Below are 16854 nucleotides of genomic sequence, written 5' to 3'. Positions count from 1 at the left end.
AGATTAATTTTCGATGCCTATTCGTGCGTGTAATCGCTGGCTATCAGGTGAAACTCTTAGTTAGTATGTCCTGCTGCCGGAACTAATTATGACTCTGCTAATCAGAAGTTGCGGTAAGTGGAATGCAGTAGCCAACAACCAGTGAGGAACAGTGAGTATGGACAAGTGGCGATATCTGGCGATTGGCGTGTGTCTGGTGACGACTTCAGCAGTGGCATTCGCCGACTCTATTGATGCCCAACGGCAACGCTATCAGCAAGTTAAACTGGCTTGGGACAGCAATCAGATGGATACCGTGGCGCAACTGATGCCCACATTGCGTGATTATCCGCTGTATCCGTATCTGGAATACCGCCAGTTAACGCAAGATTTAAGCCAATTGAGTGCGACGCAAGTGACCGATTTTCTGACTCGGAACCCCACATTGCCGCCAGCAAGTTCGCTATCATCCCGTTTTGTTAACGAGTTGGCGCGTCGTGAGGATTGGCGCGGGTTATTGGCGTTCAGCCCGCAAGCTCCCAAACCGGTGGCGGCCCGTTGCAATTATTACTATGCCAAATGGGCCACTGGCGAGCAGCAAGTCGCTTGGGATGGTGCCAGCGAGATTTGGCTCAATGGCCAGACGCTACCGGGTAGCTGTGATAAATTATTCAGTGTCTGGCAACAAGCCGGGCATCAAACCCCATTGTCAACATTGGCGCGTATGAAGCTGGCGCTGAAAGAAGGCAATGCCAGTTTGGTGAGTTACTTACTCAAGCAACTGCCAGCGGATTATCAGACCATGGGCACGGCACTGGCGAAACTGCAAAGTGACCCGGCCAGTGTCGAAAGCTTTGCTCGAACCGTTGGGCCGACAGACTTTACCCGCTCAGCCACTATCATTGCCTTTACCCGGCTGGCGCGGCAGGACGTGGAAAATGCGCGCGCGATGATCCCAACTCTGGCGCGGCTGCAAAAAATGAGTGACAGCGAGAAGCTGGAACTGGAAGAAGCAGTGGCTTGGCGTCTGATGGGCAATGATGCGAATTACGAGCAAGCCAAATGGCGAGATCAAGTCACTTTGCGTAGCCATTCTACCCCGCTGCTGGAGCGCCGCATCCGCATGTCACTGGGTACTGGCGACCGTCAAGGATTAGCCGCTTGGATAGCCCGCTTACCGGCAGAGGCACAAAATAAAGATGAGTGGCGCTACTGGCGTGCCACATTGTTGTTGGAGCAGGGTAAGAAAGCCGAGGGCGAGGCCATTCTGCGCAGCCTGATGCAGGAGCGCGGTTTCTATCCAATGGTTGCCGCGCAAAAACTGGGGGTACCCTACCCGATTAATGTTGAAGTGGCCACCAAGCCGGATGCTTCACTGGCACAGCGGCCTGAAATTGCTCGGGTACGTGAGTTAATGTATTGGAATATGGACAATTTGGCTCGCAATGAGTGGAGCTATCTGGTCGCCAGCCGCAGCAAACCGGAGCAGGAAGCACTGGCGCGCTATGCATTTGATCAGAAATGGGCCGACTTGAGTGTTCAGGCGACCATTGTTGCCAAGTTATGGGATCATCTGGAAGAGCGCTTCCCACTGGCCTGGCCAAAAGAATTCCGTCAGGCGACGGAAGGTAAGGGAATAACCCCAAGTTATGCCATGGCCATTGCCCGTCAAGAAAGTGCCTGGAACCCGAAAGCGCAATCGCCCGTCGGGGCGGCAGGTCTTATGCAGGTCATGCCGCGGACTGCGGAGCACACGGTCAAACTGAATAACATCCCCGGTTATGTGAACAGCAGCCAGTTGCTCGACCCTGTCACGAACATTGAGATTGGCACCAGCTATCTGGAAGAGGTCTATCAGCAATTCGGGCGCAATCGGATTTTATCCAGTGCGGCCTATAACGCCGGCCCATCGCGAGTGAATACCTGGTTAGGGAATAGCAGCGGGCAGGTAGATGCCGTCGCATTTATCGAAAGTATTCCGTTCTCAGAAACGCGCGGCTATGTGAAAAACGTTTTGGCTTACGATGCGTTCTATCGTCACTTTATGAATCGCCCGGCTAAGGTGCTGAGTGATGCCGAGTGGCAGCGGCGTTACTGATCCCTCTTCGTCCTTGGCGCTGCTGCGGTGTTAGCAGCGCTTGCTCACCCGAATCACTTACTGGAGTAAGCTCATCGGGGTTTGCTCGCTTGCTGCCTTGCCGCAACGCCAATGACTTTGAGGGGGCTAGTCGTCCTTGGCGCTGCTGCGGTGTTAGCGGCGCTTGCCGCAACGCCAAGTTCTTTGGCTATATCTGAGGTTATGGTAAGCTGTTGTACTAGTTAAATAGTATGGCGGCTTTCCCTATCATGACAAAACTACGATTGACCGATCCGAATCTGTCGACTGAAGATAATCAGCACTGGCTGACTTTTGTTGCGCTGCTACAAGACGCCATTGCGCAAAACCTCCATTTACCGCTACTGCAATTGATGCTGACACCGGATGAACGCACGGCTCTAGGGACTCGAGTGCGTATTATTGAGGAATTAATGCGCGGGGAATTAAGTCAGCGGGAACTAAAGAATCAGTTGGGCGCAGGGATTGCGACTATCACGCGCGGCTCCAATAGCCTGAAAGCCGCTCCTCCAGAGTTAAAGAGCTGGCTTGAAGCCCAATTATTGACAAACAAATCGTCCTAAACTTAGCCCTATAATACTGAGCGTTGGTAAATCTCATTATGAAAGGGCACCAGCGCTAACAGTAATGCCTGATGGTAAACACTGGTACGGGTCAATTTGCCGTTGGTAAAAATACCGATGGCACCGCCCTGGTGTTTTACATTGGATATACCGGTTAAATCTGCCATTTCGTCGCCCAGCTCACGGCCTTGGCGAATCCCTTGCAATATAATATCGGGCAGCATCAAGCTGGCAGAGCGGGATTCTCCCCGCAACTGTAAGTGTTCAATTACCATCCAGGCAAAGGTCATATTATCTTCAATACCGGCTTCAACCCCGACCCAAAAATCTGCCTCAGGGCGAATCTGACGTGCATTGTGCACGCGCTGTCTGGCGCCGGTGCGCGTCTCAGAACTGCCGATTGGTTGTAGGGGAACACCGCTATCGACATTGACACCTTCAATGCGATACAGACCGGGGCCATAAACGTCATCGAAAGCGAAGCTGATAGCCTTAATCTTTGCAGGGTTGGTAGTTGCGGCAACAACATGGTACATAATGAGTTAAGAATCCACGTAATAGTTTTGTGTTTATTTCACGCAGTATAACGGAAAAATGACATGTTACAGGTATATCTCGTGCGCCACGGCGAAACTATATGGAACGCGGCGCGCCGCATTCAGGGCCAATCGGACAGTCCGCTGACCGACACTGGAGTTCGTCAGGCAGAGCTGGTGGCGCAACGGGTTCGCAGCCAAGGGATCACCCATATTATTACCAGCGACCTGGGTCGTACGCAGCAGACGGCCAAAATTATCGCCGATGCTTGTGGGCTAAAAATAGTCACAGACCCGCGCCTGCGTGAACTGAACATGGGCGTGCTGGAAACGCGCCCGATAGAGAGCTTAACACCGGAAGAAGAACAGTGGCGCAAGCAGATGGTCAATGGCACAGAAGGTGCTCGAATTCCTGAAGGTGAGTCGATGGCCGAGTTGGGGCGGCGAATGCATGCGGCACTGAATAGTTGTCGAGAGCTACCTGAGGGGAGTAAACCGTTGTTAGTCAGCCACGGTATGGCTCTGGGGTGCTTATTGAGCACTTTGCTGGGGTTGCCGGCTCATGCTGAACGGCGGCTGCGTTTGCGCAACTGTTCGCTATCACGGGTTGATTATCAGGAAAGCCCATGGCTGGCTTCGGGTTGGGTGATTGAAAGTGCTGGCGATACCGCCCACTTGGATATGCCAGCACTGGATGAGCTACAGCGTTAACGCTTGATAGGAATGAGATACTCACACTTCAGCGAGGCCGGAGGCCCATCTTTCGGCTTCCCTTGAGGGAAGAATCGCTCGATATCGTATCCCCGTCTACGGGTTAATTCTAGCTGCGGTAAACAGGTGCCATACAGTGTCAGGATGAAGTTCTGCAACCCTTCTAGCGGCCCGTCATAGCTAAACTGCACATATTCGCCACCTTGTAAGATAACCGGTTGCCCCTCCTGCACATTACCCGGTACATGTTGTGGTTCGATGGCGGTCGTGTAGAAAATCTCTTGCTCATCATCTTTCTCCTGATTTGGCCGGGAGTGATGTAAGCCATAAAGCACGGGCGGCAAATGGTCTGCGTCACCAAGATACTGTTGCCAGAAAAGCGTGCGCAATTCAGAACGATGAGTTGATATCTGCTCAAGTGTACAAGAGTAGCTCTGTGTCAGCCCGACCAAATGCTGCTCAGGTAAGGTAATGAATTCAGGTTGCGGTAGCGTATATGTCCCGAGTCGAATCGGCGGACATATTCCGGCTGAATGCCAATCCTCAGCCCGACGGTACAACGCAGGTGTTTGCGCAAACTGTTTTTTAAAAGCACGAGTGAAAGTTTGTTGCGAGTCAAAACGATATTGCAGGGCAATATCAAGAATAGGGCGGCTGGTTAATCGCAATGCGACAGCGGCTTTAGATAGCCTTCTGGCACGGATATACGCACCGATAGCATTCCCGGTGACATCTTTGAACATTCGCTGTAAATGCCATTTTGAATAACCTGCTTTGGCGGCGACATTGTCCAATGCTAAAGGCTGGTCTAAATGACTTTCTAGCCAGCTAAGCAAATCACGAATGATACTGGCTTGATCCATAGATCTTCCTCGTAAAGCGGCCTAAATTTAGGGTATTAGTCATATGAAAAGAATAGCTCTGGCGCATAGTAGCAACTTTTTATGTTCCCGACTGCTTAAGAATTTACTGCCATTGTGTGTTAAAAAAGCGTCTAAGATTTATAAAACGACTTTTTAACCAATGTTTTATTATTAGCGAGTTTTTTTAACATTGGATAATGTTATTCAGTAGTTTGGAGTAAGTGTATGAAAAAAAGTTGGATATTCTTTAGTTGCATACTTTCTTTGGAGGCAATAACGGCTCATGCAGAGGAAATTGGCTCGGTTGACACGGTATTTAAATTACTGGGGCCTGACCATAAGATTGTGGTTGAGGCTTTTGATGATCCCGATGTTAAAAATGTAACTTGTTATATCAGTCGGGCAAAAACCGGCGGTATCAAAGGGGGATTAGGGTTAGCTGAAGATACGTCTGATGCGGCGATTTCTTGCCAGCAAGTGGGGCCGATTGAGTTAAGTGACAAAATTAAGAACAGAAAATCTGATGGCGCAGTGGTTTTCCAAAAACGAACTTCATTGGTCTTTAAAAAACTACAGGTAGTTCGTTTCTATGACCCGAAACGTAATGCCTTAATTTACCTGACTTACTCAGATAGAATTGTTGACGGTTCACCGAAAAACGCCCTAAGCGCGGTGCCTATTATGCCGTGGCGCGAATAGCTATGTGAATACAATTAGCTATGTCAGTATTATAAAAAAGCCAGCATGTGAATGCTGGCTTTTTATTGCAGACATGTCAGAGGTTTACTCTTCCAGATCACCACAGAAACGATAACCTTCGCCGTGGATAGTCGCGATGATCTCTGGGGTGTCCGGCGTCGATTCAAAATGCTTACGAATACGACGGATAGTCACGTCAACAGTACGGTCATGCGGTTTCAACTCGCGACCGGTCATTTTCTTCAGTAATTCACCGCGGGATTGGATCTTGCCCGGATTCTCGCAGAAGTGCAGCATGGCGCGGAACTCACTACGTGGCAGTTTATACTGCTCGCCAGTAGGGCTTATCAATGAACGGCTATTGATATCCAGTTCCCAACCATTAAATTTATAGCTCTCAACCAAGCGGCGTTCTTCGCCAACATTACCCAGATTCATGGTACGTGACAGCAAGTTGCGTGCCCGAATGGTTAATTCGCGCGGATTGAAAGGTTTGGTGATGTAATCATCAGCACCAATCTCCAAGCCTAGGATTTTATCTACTTCGTTATCACGACCTGTCAGGAACATTAGGGCAACACTTGCTTGTTCACGAAGTTCCCGTGCTAGCAACAGGCCATTTTTGCCCGGCAGATTGATGTCCATGATAACTAAGTTGATATCATTCTCAGACAGAATATGGTGCATTTCTGCGCCGTCATTAGCCTCATGAACAACATAGCCTTCCGCCTCGAAAATGCTCTTCAGGGTGTTACGAGTAACTATCTCGTCTTCTACGATCAGAATGTGCGGGGTCTGCATGTTTGCTACCTAAAATTGCCAACAAAATAGAAATAGGAAGTACAAAAGTCTTTGTTATATTAGGATTTTTATTGACTAGTTACTCGTCATCCCGTTCATCACATGACTAAAGTACGTAAACGCGTTCTTGATGCACTTTCCATCAACGTCAACAACATCACTAGCTTGGTCGGGGTGTTACTCCCTACAGCCCCAAAGGTGACAAAAGCGGCGCATATCCTAACCCTATTAACAGCAATATAACAGTGTGAGCCGAATGTACCACCCAACAAAACTACGCTTTGTTGACATATATCAAATTCAATTGTAGCACGTTAACACTTTTGTGAAAAAGACTTACAAGAATACCAGCTTAAGCCAAAGTGGGTTAAATTATGTGGTCGATTCAGTGTTATTAATATTAAAAAGCGAAGGTCAGACGTAACAAAAAAATGAATTTTCTAATTTGTTGATTTTTATTGTTAAAAATCAATATTCTTTCATCATGGTGCCAATGAACCTACTTTTCTTATCAATGGTCTATTTCAGCTAAAAACATTAGAAGAATTATCATCAATGTTAGTTAAATGTAAAGTGGCGCGGCGAATTTTCCCTTTTGTTGCTTTTTTAAGCGTTTGGACGAAAGGCGGTTCTGTAAGTGGGAGTGTTGTTGTTCGTTTCAAAAATTATATCAATTACCTGTCACCGTATTTCATCTTCGTTAAGTAAAAAAAAACGGCTAAATATATTGTATTGCTTAGATTTTGTTTTATGGTTTTATTGTCTATATTTTTCGTTTTTATTTGTGTGTATCACCTAATAATACTGGGCCAATAAGATAATAACTCACCGAAGAAAGGGAGGTTTCTTGAGCTGGGCGACTGAAAAAATTTGACTTGAGAGACCGATTGCTTTAACCAATAGAGGTAGAGATACATTATTAATGAGACAGACAGACGAAATGCTATACATCAGCCTGAATACAACAATTATTACCACCACCGAAACCACAGGTTACGGGGCGGGCTGACGCGTACAGGAAACAACAAAAAAAAGCCCGCACCTAGACAGTGCGGGCTTTTTTTTTCAATCAAATCTTTGCAAAAAAGTTTGCGATAAAAAAGCGCGAAAGCGGGAGAGAATAAGAAATGCGAGTGCTGAAATTTGGCGGGACATCAGTAGCAAATGCAGAACGCTTTATGCGGGTTGCCTATATCATCGAAAGTAATGCGCGTCAGGGACAAGTGGCGACGGTATTATCCGCTCCTGCTAAAATAACCAACCATCTGGTCGCGATGATTGACAAAATGGTGGCTGGACAAGATATCTCGCCGAACATCAGCGATGCTGAGCGGATTTTTTCCGAGCTATTGCGCGGATTAGCCGATACTCAGCCGGGCTTTGACTATGAGCGCTTAAAAGCGCTGGTGAGCCATGAATTTGCGCAACTCAAACACGTCCTGCACGGTATCTCGTTGCTTGGTCAATGCCCGGATAGCATCAATGCCGCCATTATCTGCCGTGGCGAAAAACTCTCTATCGCTATCATGGAAGCATTATTCCAAGCTAAGGGCTATCAGGTCAGCGTGATTAATCCGGTCGAGAAATTGCTGGCACAGGGCCATTATCTCGAATCTACGGTTGATATCACTGAATCCACCCGTCGCATCGGCTCTGGCAAGATCCCTGCTGACCATATCATCCTGATGGCCGGTTTCACTGCCGGTAATGATAAAGGTGAGCTGGTGGTGCTGGGGCGCAATGGTTCCGACTATTCAGCCGCGGTGTTGGCCGCTTGTTTACGCGCTGATTGTTGTGAAATCTGGACGGATGTTGACGGGGTTTATACTTGCGACCCACGGGTGGTACCTGATGCCCGATTATTAAAATCGATGTCATATCAGGAGGCGATGGAGTTGTCCTATTTTGGCGCTTCGGTTCTCCACCCCCGCACTATCGCCCCTATTGCTCAGTTCCAAATTCCTTGCCTGATTAAAAACACGTCTAACCCGCAAGCTCCTGGCACCCTGATTGGCGGTGAAAGTAGTGATGACGGCTTCCCGGTTAAAGGCATCACCAACCTGAATAACATGGCGATGATTAACGTGTCTGGCCCCGGAATGAAAGGCATGGTCGGTATGGCTGCCCGCGTCTTTGCAGTGATGTCACGCAGCGGTATTTCAGTGGTGCTTATCACCCAATCTTCTTCTGAGTACAGCATCAGTTTTTGCGTACCGCAAAGTGAGTTAATCCGTGCCCGCAAAGCATTGGAAGACGAATTTTATCTGGAATTGAAAGACGGCCTGTTAGAGCCATTGGATGTCATGGAGCATCTGGCGGTTATCTCGGTAGTCGGTGATGGCATGCGCACTCTGCGTGGTATTTCAGCCCGCTTCTTCTCGGCGTTGGCTCGCGCGAATATTAATATCATCGCGATTGCGCAAGGCTCTTCTGAGCGCTCTATCTCCGTGGTGGTCAGCAATGATTCCGCCACTACCGGTGTGCGTGTTTGCCACCAAATGTTGTTCAACACTGATCAGGTTATTGAAGTCTTTGTCATTGGGGTCGGTGGGGTCGGCGGGGCCTTAATTGAGCAAATCTATCGCCAGCAGCCATGGCTGAAACAGCGCCATATCGATTTGCGCGTGTGCGGCATTGCCAATTCCAAAGCCATGTTGACCAATGTGCACGGTATCGCATTGGATAACTGGCGTCATGAACTGGCCGAAGTAAAAGAGCCATTTAATCTCAGCCGCTTGATTCGCTTAGTAAAAGAGTATCACTTGCTCAATCCGGTGATTGTTGATTGTACCTCCAGCCAGGCGGTGGCGGATCAATATGCAGATTTCCTGGCCGATGGTTTCCATGTTGTTACGCCAAACAAAAAAGCCAATACTTCATCAATGAATTACTACCGCCAGATGCGCGCAGCGGCGGCGAAGTCATGCCGTAAATTCTTGTATGACACCAATGTCGGTGCAGGCTTGCCTGTTATCGAAAACTTACAGAATTTGCTTAATGCCGGTGACGAACTGATGCGTTTTTCTGGCATTCTGTCAGGCTCTCTGTCCTTTATCTTCGGTAAGTTGGACGAAGGAATGACATTATCCGAGGCCACATTGCAGGCGAAAGCGCTGGGTTACACTGAACCAGACCCGCGCGATGACCTTTCTGGGATGGATGTCGCCCGTAAATTGTTGATTTTGGCCCGTGAAGCAGGGTACAAACTTGAGTTAGCGGATATCGAAGTTGAGTCAGTTCTGCCTGCCAGCTTTGATGCAAGTGGTGATGTAGACAGCTTCCTCGCTCGCTTGCCGTCACTGGATGCCGAATTTACTCGCTTGGTAGCAAATGCCGCCGAGCAGGGCAAAGTGCTCCGTTATGTTGGAGTGATTGAAGAGGGGCGTTGTATCGTCCGGATGGATGCCGTAGATGGTAACGATCCGCTGTATAAAGTCAAAAATGGCGAGAATGCGCTGGCTTTCTATACCCACTATTATCAGCCAATTCCGTTGGTACTGCGCGGGTATGGCGCGGGGAATGACGTGACTGCGGCCGGGGTGTTCGCCGATCTTTTACGCACATTATCATGGAAGTTGGGAGTTTAAATATGGTTAAGATCTATGCTCCGGCATCGATTGGCAATGTCAGCGTTGGGTTTGATGTGCTGGGTGCGGCAGTCTCACCGGTCGATGGTACTCTGCTGGGCGATTGTGTCAGCGTGACCGCGGCGGATAGCTTCAGTTTGCGCAACGAGGGCCGCTTTGTCAGCAAGCTGCCTGATGACCCAAAAGAGAATATCGTTTATCAGTGCTGGGAGCGTTTTTGTCAGGAGATAGGCAAAGAAATCCCGGTGGCGATGGTGCTGGAAAAAAACATGCCGATTGGCTCAGGGCTAGGTTCCAGCGCCTGTTCAGTCGTGGCTGGTTTGATGGCGATGAACGAGTTCTGTGGCAAGCCGCTGGATAAAGTGACCTTGTTGGGCATGATGGGCGAGCTGGAAGGGCGAGTGTCTGGTAGCATCCATTTTGATAATGTCGCACCGTGCTATTTGGGCGGGATGCAACTGATCCTCGAACAGCCCGGCTATATCAGCCAAGATGTTCCTGGGTTTGATGACTGGCTGTGGGTCATGGCTTATCCGGGCATTAAAGTCTCTACTGCCGAGGCCCGCGCTATTTTACCGGCACAATATCGCCGTCAGGATTGCATCGCACATGGGCGCAATTTGGCTGGATTCATTCACGCCTGCCACACTCAACAGCCGAGTCTGGCTGCTAAAATGATGAAAGATGTGATTGCCGAGCCTTACCGCACTCAATTGTTACCGGGCTTTGCTGCGGCACGGCAAGCTGCGCAGGATATTGGCGCGCTGGCCTGTGGTATTTCCGGTTCTGGCCCAACACTGTTTGCCGTCTGCAATGATGTCGAGACCGCACAGCGCATGGCGAACTGGCTACAAAATCATTACCTGCAAAACGACGAAGGTTTTGTTCATATTTGCCGTCTGGATACCGCAGGCGCACGACTACTGGGATAACGCATGAAACTGTATAACCTTAAAGATCACAACGAGCAGGTCAGCTTCGCGCAAGCGATCAAGCAAGGCCTGGGCAAGCAGCAAGGGCTGTTCTTCCCGTTGGAGTTGCCAGAGTTTGAGTTGACAGAAATTGATAAATTGTTGGATCTGGATTTTGTCACCCGCAGCAGCCGCATTTTGTCTGCATTTATCGGCAATGAAATTGCACCGGAAGTCTTAACCAAGCGTGTTCAGGCGGCTTTTGAGTTCCCAGCTCCGGTTGCTCAGGTTGAGAATGATGTCGCGGTACTCGAACTGTTTCACGGCCCGACATTAGCCTTTAAAGACTTCGGTGCCCGTTTTATGGCGCAGATGTTGGCCGAAGTGGCCGGTGACCAGCCAGTAACTATTTTAACCGCGACCTCCGGTGATACCGGGGCGGCAGTGGCCCATGCATTTTATGGTCTGAAAAATGTCCGTGTGGTGATTCTTTATCCGCGTGGCAAAATCAGCCCGCTGCAAGAAAAACTGTTCTGTACGCTGGGTGGCAATATTCACACTGTAGCCATTGATGGTGATTTTGATGCTTGTCAGGCGCTGGTCAAACAAGCCTTTGATGACGAAGAACTGAAACAAGACCTGAGCCTTAACTCTGCTAACTCGATTAATATCAGCCGCTTGCTGGCACAAATTTGCTATTACTTTGAAGCGGTCGCTCAATTGCCACAAGAAGCGCGTAACCAGCTGGTTATCTCCGTGCCAAGTGGCAACTTTGGCGATTTGACCGCCGGTTTGCTGGCGAAATCCTTAGGTTTGCCGGTAAAACGCTTTATCGCCGCCACTAATGCCAACGACACCGTACCGCGTTTCCTGGTTAACGGGCAATGGCAGCCAAAACAGACAGTGGCGACGTTATCGAATGCCATGGATGTTAGTCAGCCGAATAACTGGCCGCGAGTTGAAGAGCTTTATCGTCGCAAAATTTGGCAATTAAAAGAATTGGGCCACGGCGCAGTCAGTGATGATGTCACCAAAGACACCATGCGCGAGCTGGCGGAGTTGGGTTATATCTCAGAGCCTCATGCGGCCATTGCTTATCGTGTGTTGCGCGATCAGTTACAAGACGGGGAATTTGGGTTATTCATCGGAACGGCACATCCGGCGAAATTCAAAGAAAGTGTTGAAGAGATTCTGGGACAAGAGTTACCACTGCCAAAACCATTAGCAGTGCGGGCACAATTGCCATTGTTATCCCATGATTTACCAGCAGATTTTGCACAATTACGCACTTTCTTGATGGCATTACCTAAGTAATTTTTCTCATTGAGAGATAAAAACTAAAGGGCCATATCGGCCCTTTGAGATTAGCTATTTATAACTCAGTGAGTGAAAGGTTGACCGCGCCTAGGGGCACTTCGGCGACTGCGTCGCTACGACCCCAACAGCACGTTTCCCCTTCATTTGACATTGTCAGCCGTCTGATAGGGCCATATTGGCCCTTTTTACATTTTAGTGCTGTTCAGCCCGCTTAAATACCAGTTCATTTTTCGCCGATAGCCCGGCATCAAACTCATAACCTTCCAGATTAAAATCAACCAGTTGTTCTGGTTTGGTGAGCTTGTTCTGAATAATAAATCGGCTCATCAGGCCACGGGCTTTCTTGGCGTAGAAACTGATAATCTTATATTTGCCGTTTTTTTCATCTAAAAAGACCGGTTTAATCTGTGAGCCGGCCAGCTTGGCGGGCTTCACGGCCTTAAAGTATTCATCAGAGGCGAGATTAATCAGCACGTTATCGCCTTGCTGCTCCAGTGCTTGATTCAGTTTCTCAGTTATCTGGTCGCCCCAGAATGAATAGAGATCTTTGCCGCGCGGGTTAGCCAGCTTGATCCCCATCTCCAGACGATACGGCTGCATTAAGTCGAGCGGGCGCAATACGCCATAAAGGCCAGAAAGCATGCGCAAGTGCTGTTGGGCAAAATCAAAATCAGCAGCGCTGAAATCTTGCGCCTGCATACCGGTGTAGACATCGCCTTTAAAGGCCAGAATTGCCTGGCGCGCATTGTCTGGCGTAAAGTCTGGCTGCCATTCGCTGAAACGAGCGGCGTTCAAACCGGCCAGTTTGTCGCTAATTCCCATTAGACTGCTGATTTGCGCGGGTGTCAGCTCACGGCAGATCTCGATAAGCTGTTGTGATTTATCCAACATTTCTGGCTGAGTAAACTTCTTGGTCGCTAACGGACTTTGATAATCAAGGGTTTTAGCCGGGGAAATGACAATAAGCATAATGACATCCTAATGAGCCAAATAGGGCACTGTAGCAAAAAGCGCCAGCCAGCGAAAAGAAGATTGGACGATTGCTGAGATAGATGGGCTGCTTTGCCAGAGATGCTATAGTTTAGCTAAATCGTCTCAGTACGATAGGAATGGATAAAGTTGCTATTAACCTACCGGTTTCTCGCTGTTTTAAAAGGCGAAAACGGTTGCGAACCGAATACTGCGCTTTTGCGGTTTTTTTAATCAGTTTAACTGCCTTGCACCAAGGCTTACGCATGTTATTATCAAGACAAGGCAGGTGTCGAAATCGCTAATATTGCGAAACGGCTAACATTCCGAATGAGATAAAGCGCCATTTTGGCAATATACTCTTTCGACAAGCATAAAGTTGCGACATGCCAAAAGTTCATGCACAAACGATGAGAAACGACAACATGACCGATAAACTTACTTCCCTACGTCAAATCACCACTGTAGTAGCAGATACTGGGGATATCGCGGCAATGAAGCTGTATCAGCCGCAAGATGCAACTACCAACCCATCATTGATTCTGAATGCTGCCCAAATTCCTGAATACCGCAAGCTGATTGACGACGCCATTGCTTGGGCGCGCGAACAAAGCAGCGATCACGCTCAGCAAATCGTTGATGCTACTGACAAACTGGCCGTCAATATTGGTTTGGAAATCCTAAAACTGATCCCAGGCCGTATTTCTACTGAAGTAGATGCCCGCCTGTCTTACGACACGACTGCCAGCGTGGCAAAAGCTAAGCGCCTGATCAAACTGTATAACGAAGCCGGTATCAGCAATGACCGCATTCTGATCAAACTAGCCTCTACCTGGCAGGGTATCCGTGCTGCAGAACAGCTGGAAAAAGAAGGCATTAACTGTAACCTGACTCTGCTGTTCTCCTTCGCTCAGGCGCGTGCTTGTGCTGAAGCGGGTGTGTTCCTGATTTCACCGTTTGTTGGCCGTATTCTTGACTGGTACAAAGCCAATGGCGACAAAAAAGAGTTCGCGCCACACGAAGATCCAGGTGTGGTTTCCGTGACCGAGATTTATCAGTATTACAAACAACACGGTTATAAGACTGTGGTTATGGGCGCAAGCTTCCGTAATCTGGGTGAGATCATTGAACTGGCTGGTTGTGACCGTCTGACTATCGCGCCATCGCTGCTGAAAGAGTTAGCAGAAAGCGAAGGTCCGATAGAGCGTAAATTATCTTATACCGGTGAAGTTCAGGCTAAACCTACGCCACTGACTGAAGCTGAGTTCTACTGGCAGCACAATCAGGATCCAATGGCGATTGATAAACTGGCTGATGGCATTCGCAAATTTGCTATTGATCAGGGCAAACTTGAGAAAATGATCTCAGACCTGCTGTAATTTGACTGGCGGTGATTGATTCTCCGTAGTTATTTGACGAAAAGGTGGCGTAAGCCGCCTTTTTTATTGCCTATACCTTAAATAATTTGAGTTGCAGGAAGGCAGCAACCGAGTGAACCCCATGATTCGGGTGAATAAGGGGCAGTCAACACACATACAATTTGAAGGATGACGGGTATATAACCTGAGGCTAACAGCAGTCCCAGTAATATGGGGTATGCTATTATTCGCCACAGATAAAGGGTTTTCGTCGAGGTAGTTATATGAATACATTGCGTATAGGTTTAGTTTCCGTCTCTGATCGCGCATCAAGTGGGGTATATCAGGATAAAGGGATTCCAGCACTAGAAGAGTGGTTGGCAAGTGCCTTAACCACTCCTTTTGACATCGAAACCCGCCTTATTCCCGATGAACAAACTCTGATTGAACAAACCCTGTGTGAGTTAGTCGATGAAATGGGGTGTCATTTGGTATTGACCACCGGCGGTACCGGCCCGGCAAGACGTGATGTTACTCCTGATGCCACCTTAGCTATCGCCGATCGGCAAATGCCAGGTTTTGGTGAACAAATGCGCCAAATCAGCCTCCATTTTGTCCCTACCGCGATATTATCCCGACAGGTTGGGGTTATCCGTAAGCAGGCATTGATTATCAACTTACCGGGGCAGCCTAAATCCATCAAAGAGACCCTAGAAGGGGTGAGAGATGCCCAGTCGAAGGTGGTAGTTGCGGGTATTTTTGCCAGTGTGCCTTATTGCATTCAACTACTAGATGGGCCTTATATAGAGACCAATGCTGAAGTGGTAGCGGCTTTTCGTCCAAAGAATGCCATTATCGATATAAAAATCTAAATTAAAACTTTTTACAAAATAAGATACCATTCTGTGAGTGTGGGGAATTTTGTACGGTATAGTCATGTTTACTTTACAAAAAGCTGAAAATATTTTTCTTCCCCTACTCTGGTTTATTACGGTGTCATATGTCCCAAGAACACAATTTATCTCAAGTCGACTTATCGCAACCTCATGTTGCCCAACAAGATAATCATAATCGTCGGCTGAATAAGCAAGATTATAAAACCCTCACCTTGGCTGCATTAGGTGGGGCACTTGAGTTTTACGATTTCATTATTTTCGTCTTCTTTGCTGCGGTTATCGGCGATCTTTTCTTCCCAGTAGATATGCCTGAGTGGCTGCGTCAGGTGCAGACATTCGGTATTTTTGCGGCGGGTTACCTGGCTCGTCCGCTGGGCGGCATCATTATGGCGCATTTTGGTGACTTGGTTGGTCGTAAGAAGATGTTTACTCTCAGTATTTTGTTAATGGCATTGCCAACACTCGCGATTGGTATGCTGCCGACGTATGCTTCTATCGGCATTGCCGCTCCGCTGCTGTTGTTATTAATGCGCGTATTGCAAGGTGCGGCAATTGGCGGTGAAGTGCCCGGTGCATGGGTTTTTGTGGCGGAACACGTACCGCGTCGGCGTATTGGTATTGCTTGCGGTACCTTAACGGCGGGTTTGACGGCGGGTATCTTGCTGGGATCACTGGTAGCCACGGCGATGAACACCACCTTAAGTCCTCAGGCTATTTTAGATGGTGGCTGGCGTGTGCCGTTCTTCCTGGGTGGGATTTTCGGCTTGTTTGCCATGTATTTACGCCGCTGGTTGCAGGAAACCCCGATCTTTAAAGAGATGCAGGCCCGCAAAACTTTGGCTGAAGAGCTGCCGCTGAAATCTGTGGTGGTCAATCATAAGAAAGAAATAGTGGTTTCGATGCTGCTGACTTGGTTGCTGTCGGCTGGCATTGTAGTAGTCATCTTGATGACCCCGACTTATTTACAGAAGCAATTCGGCGTACTGCCCGCATTGGCATTGCAGGCGAATAGTCTGGCTATTGTCGCGTTAGTCTTGGGTTGTGTGATTGCGGGTCTTGCTATTGACCGCTTCGGCGCGAGTAAAACTTTTATTGTTGGCAGCTTGATGTTGGCGGTGTCGACATGGACGTTTTATCACACTAATCTGACCGATCCTAATCAGTTATTTCCGCATTATATGTTGGCTGGATTCTGTGTTGGTATCGTCGGCGCTGTGCCTTATGTCATGGTTCGCGCATTCCCGGCTGAGATTCGTTTTACCGGAATTTCTTTCTCCTACAATGTAGCGTATGCCATTTTTGGTGGATTGACACCTATTGTGGTGACCTTATTGATGAAGATGACGCCTATGGCTCCTGCCTATTACATGTTGCTGTTATCGCTGGTGGGATTCCTATTAGGGATCTATCTACGCAATGATATTAATAGTGATGTGAAAACTCAGATTTCACAGAAAGCCTAGGCTGAGTAAGGCCGCACAACAGTAAACATAAATATACTGTTAATAAAAATAGCCCATAAATTTGTCAAAAATTATGGGCTATTTT

16 protein-coding genes and 1 other annotated feature are annotated in these 16854 nt (G+C 48.3%); of the genes, 12 read left to right on the top strand and 4 right to left on the bottom strand.

The window, feature by feature from the left end:
• Positions 1–157 precede the first annotated feature (157 nt).
• Both sltY and trpR read left to right on the top strand, forming a co-directional pair.
• Positions 158–2077 (top strand): murein transglycosylase, encoded by a 1920-nt coding sequence (gene sltY / locus DX162_RS02940; RefSeq protein ID WP_004389400.1) that lies wholly within the window; start codon positions 158–160, stop codon positions 2075–2077.
• Between the two features lie 248 nt (positions 2078–2325).
• Positions 2326–2658 carry a trp operon repressor gene (gene trpR, locus DX162_RS02930; protein ID WP_032819368.1) on the top strand — a complete coding sequence of 111 codons (333 nt, stop codon included), beginning with the start codon at positions 2326–2328 and terminating at the stop codon, positions 2656–2658.
• A gap of 8 nt (positions 2659–2666) precedes the next feature.
• On the opposite strand, the gene yjjX is transcribed toward trpR, so the two are convergent.
• A complete protein-coding gene (yjjX, locus tag DX162_RS02925; RefSeq protein ID WP_004389403.1) occupies positions 2667–3194 on the bottom strand; it encodes an inosine/xanthosine triphosphatase in 528 nt (175 codons plus the stop codon).
• Positions 3195–3257: 63 nt separating this feature from the next.
• On the opposite strand from yjjX, the gene gpmB reads away from it, so the two are divergent.
• Positions 3258–3905 (top strand): 2,3-diphosphoglycerate-dependent phosphoglycerate mutase GpmB, encoded by a 648-nt coding sequence (gene gpmB / locus DX162_RS02920; protein ID WP_032819351.1) that lies wholly within the window; start codon positions 3258–3260, stop codon positions 3903–3905.
• Here gpmB and robA read toward each other — a convergent pair.
• Positions 3902–4768, bottom strand: a complete 867-nt coding sequence (robA, locus tag DX162_RS02915; RefSeq protein WP_032819353.1) for an MDR efflux pump AcrAB transcriptional activator RobA — start codon at positions 4766–4768, stop codon at positions 3902–3904. The two genes, gpmB and robA, sit on opposite strands and share 4 nt — an antisense overlap.
• Before the next feature lie 225 nt (positions 4769–4993).
• Here robA and creA point away from each other — a divergent pair, with 225 nt between their 5' ends.
• Positions 4994–5467, top strand: coding sequence for a protein CreA (gene creA / locus DX162_RS02910; RefSeq protein WP_004389405.1), 474 nt, complete (start codon positions 4994–4996; stop codon positions 5465–5467).
• 84 nt (positions 5468–5551) lie between these two features.
• Here the strand turns inward: creA and arcA are convergent, their stop codons facing one another.
• The gene (arcA, locus tag DX162_RS02905) at positions 5552–6268 is read right to left on the bottom strand and encodes a two-component system response regulator ArcA (RefSeq protein WP_004389406.1); all 717 of its coding nucleotides are present in this window, start codon (positions 6266–6268) and stop codon (positions 5552–5554) included.
• 102 nt (positions 6269–6370) lie between these two features.
• Between arcA and yjjY the strand changes: the two genes are divergently transcribed.
• The 5 genes from yjjY to thrC all read left to right on the top strand — a co-directional run bounded on the left by yjjY (position 6371) and on the right by thrC (position 12080).
• Positions 6371–6511: a YjjY family protein gene (yjjY, locus tag DX162_RS22510; RefSeq protein ID WP_004706054.1), complete on the top strand. Its 141-nt coding sequence runs from the start codon at positions 6371–6373 to the stop codon at positions 6509–6511.
• Positions 6512–7190: 679 nt separating this feature from the next.
• Positions 7191–7277 (top strand): thr operon leader peptide, encoded by an 87-nt coding sequence (gene thrL / locus DX162_RS02900; protein WP_071777583.1) that lies wholly within the window; start codon positions 7191–7193, stop codon positions 7275–7277.
• Positions 7216–7334 (top strand) — a sequence feature (Thr leader region). It overlaps the preceding gene by 62 nt.
• A gap of 61 nt (positions 7335–7395) precedes the next feature.
• Positions 7396–9855 carry a bifunctional aspartate kinase/homoserine dehydrogenase I gene (gene thrA / locus DX162_RS02895; RefSeq protein ID WP_098080995.1) on the top strand — a complete coding sequence of 820 codons (2460 nt, stop codon included), beginning with the start codon at positions 7396–7398 and terminating at the stop codon, positions 9853–9855.
• Between the two features lie 2 nt (positions 9856–9857).
• On the top strand, positions 9858–10787 hold the full coding sequence (gene thrB, locus DX162_RS02890) for a homoserine kinase (RefSeq protein ID WP_004392404.1): 930 nt from the start codon (positions 9858–9860) through the stop codon (positions 10785–10787).
• A 3-nt stretch (positions 10788–10790) separates the two neighbouring features.
• Positions 10791–12080, top strand: coding sequence for a threonine synthase (gene thrC / locus DX162_RS02885; protein WP_004392405.1), 1290 nt, complete (start codon positions 10791–10793; stop codon positions 12078–12080).
• 195 nt (positions 12081–12275) lie between these two features.
• On the opposite strand, the gene yaaA is transcribed toward thrC, so the two are convergent.
• Complete coding sequence (gene yaaA, locus DX162_RS02880; protein ID WP_004392406.1) at positions 12276–13052, bottom strand: peroxide stress protein YaaA; 777 nt, start codon at positions 13050–13052, stop codon at positions 12276–12278.
• Positions 13053–13477: 425 nt separating this feature from the next.
• Here yaaA and tal point away from each other — a divergent pair, with 425 nt between their 5' ends.
• From tal to DX162_RS02860, 3 genes are all read left to right on the top strand, one after another.
• Complete coding sequence (tal, locus tag DX162_RS02870; protein WP_004392407.1) at positions 13478–14431, top strand: transaldolase; 954 nt, start codon at positions 13478–13480, stop codon at positions 14429–14431.
• Between the two features lie 263 nt (positions 14432–14694).
• Positions 14695–15282, top strand: coding sequence for a molybdopterin adenylyltransferase (mog, locus tag DX162_RS02865; protein WP_004392408.1), 588 nt, complete (start codon positions 14695–14697; stop codon positions 15280–15282).
• A gap of 128 nt (positions 15283–15410) precedes the next feature.
• Positions 15411–16769 (top strand): MFS transporter, encoded by a 1359-nt coding sequence (locus tag DX162_RS02860; RefSeq protein WP_004392409.1) that lies wholly within the window; start codon positions 15411–15413, stop codon positions 16767–16769.
• Positions 16770–16854: the final 85 nt, after the last annotated feature.

This window comes from Yersinia kristensenii, from assembly GCF_900460525.1.
Taxonomy (GTDB): Bacteria; Pseudomonadota; Gammaproteobacteria; order Enterobacterales; family Enterobacteriaceae; genus Yersinia; species Yersinia kristensenii.
This window is presented reverse-complemented; position numbering and strand designations above follow the sequence as displayed.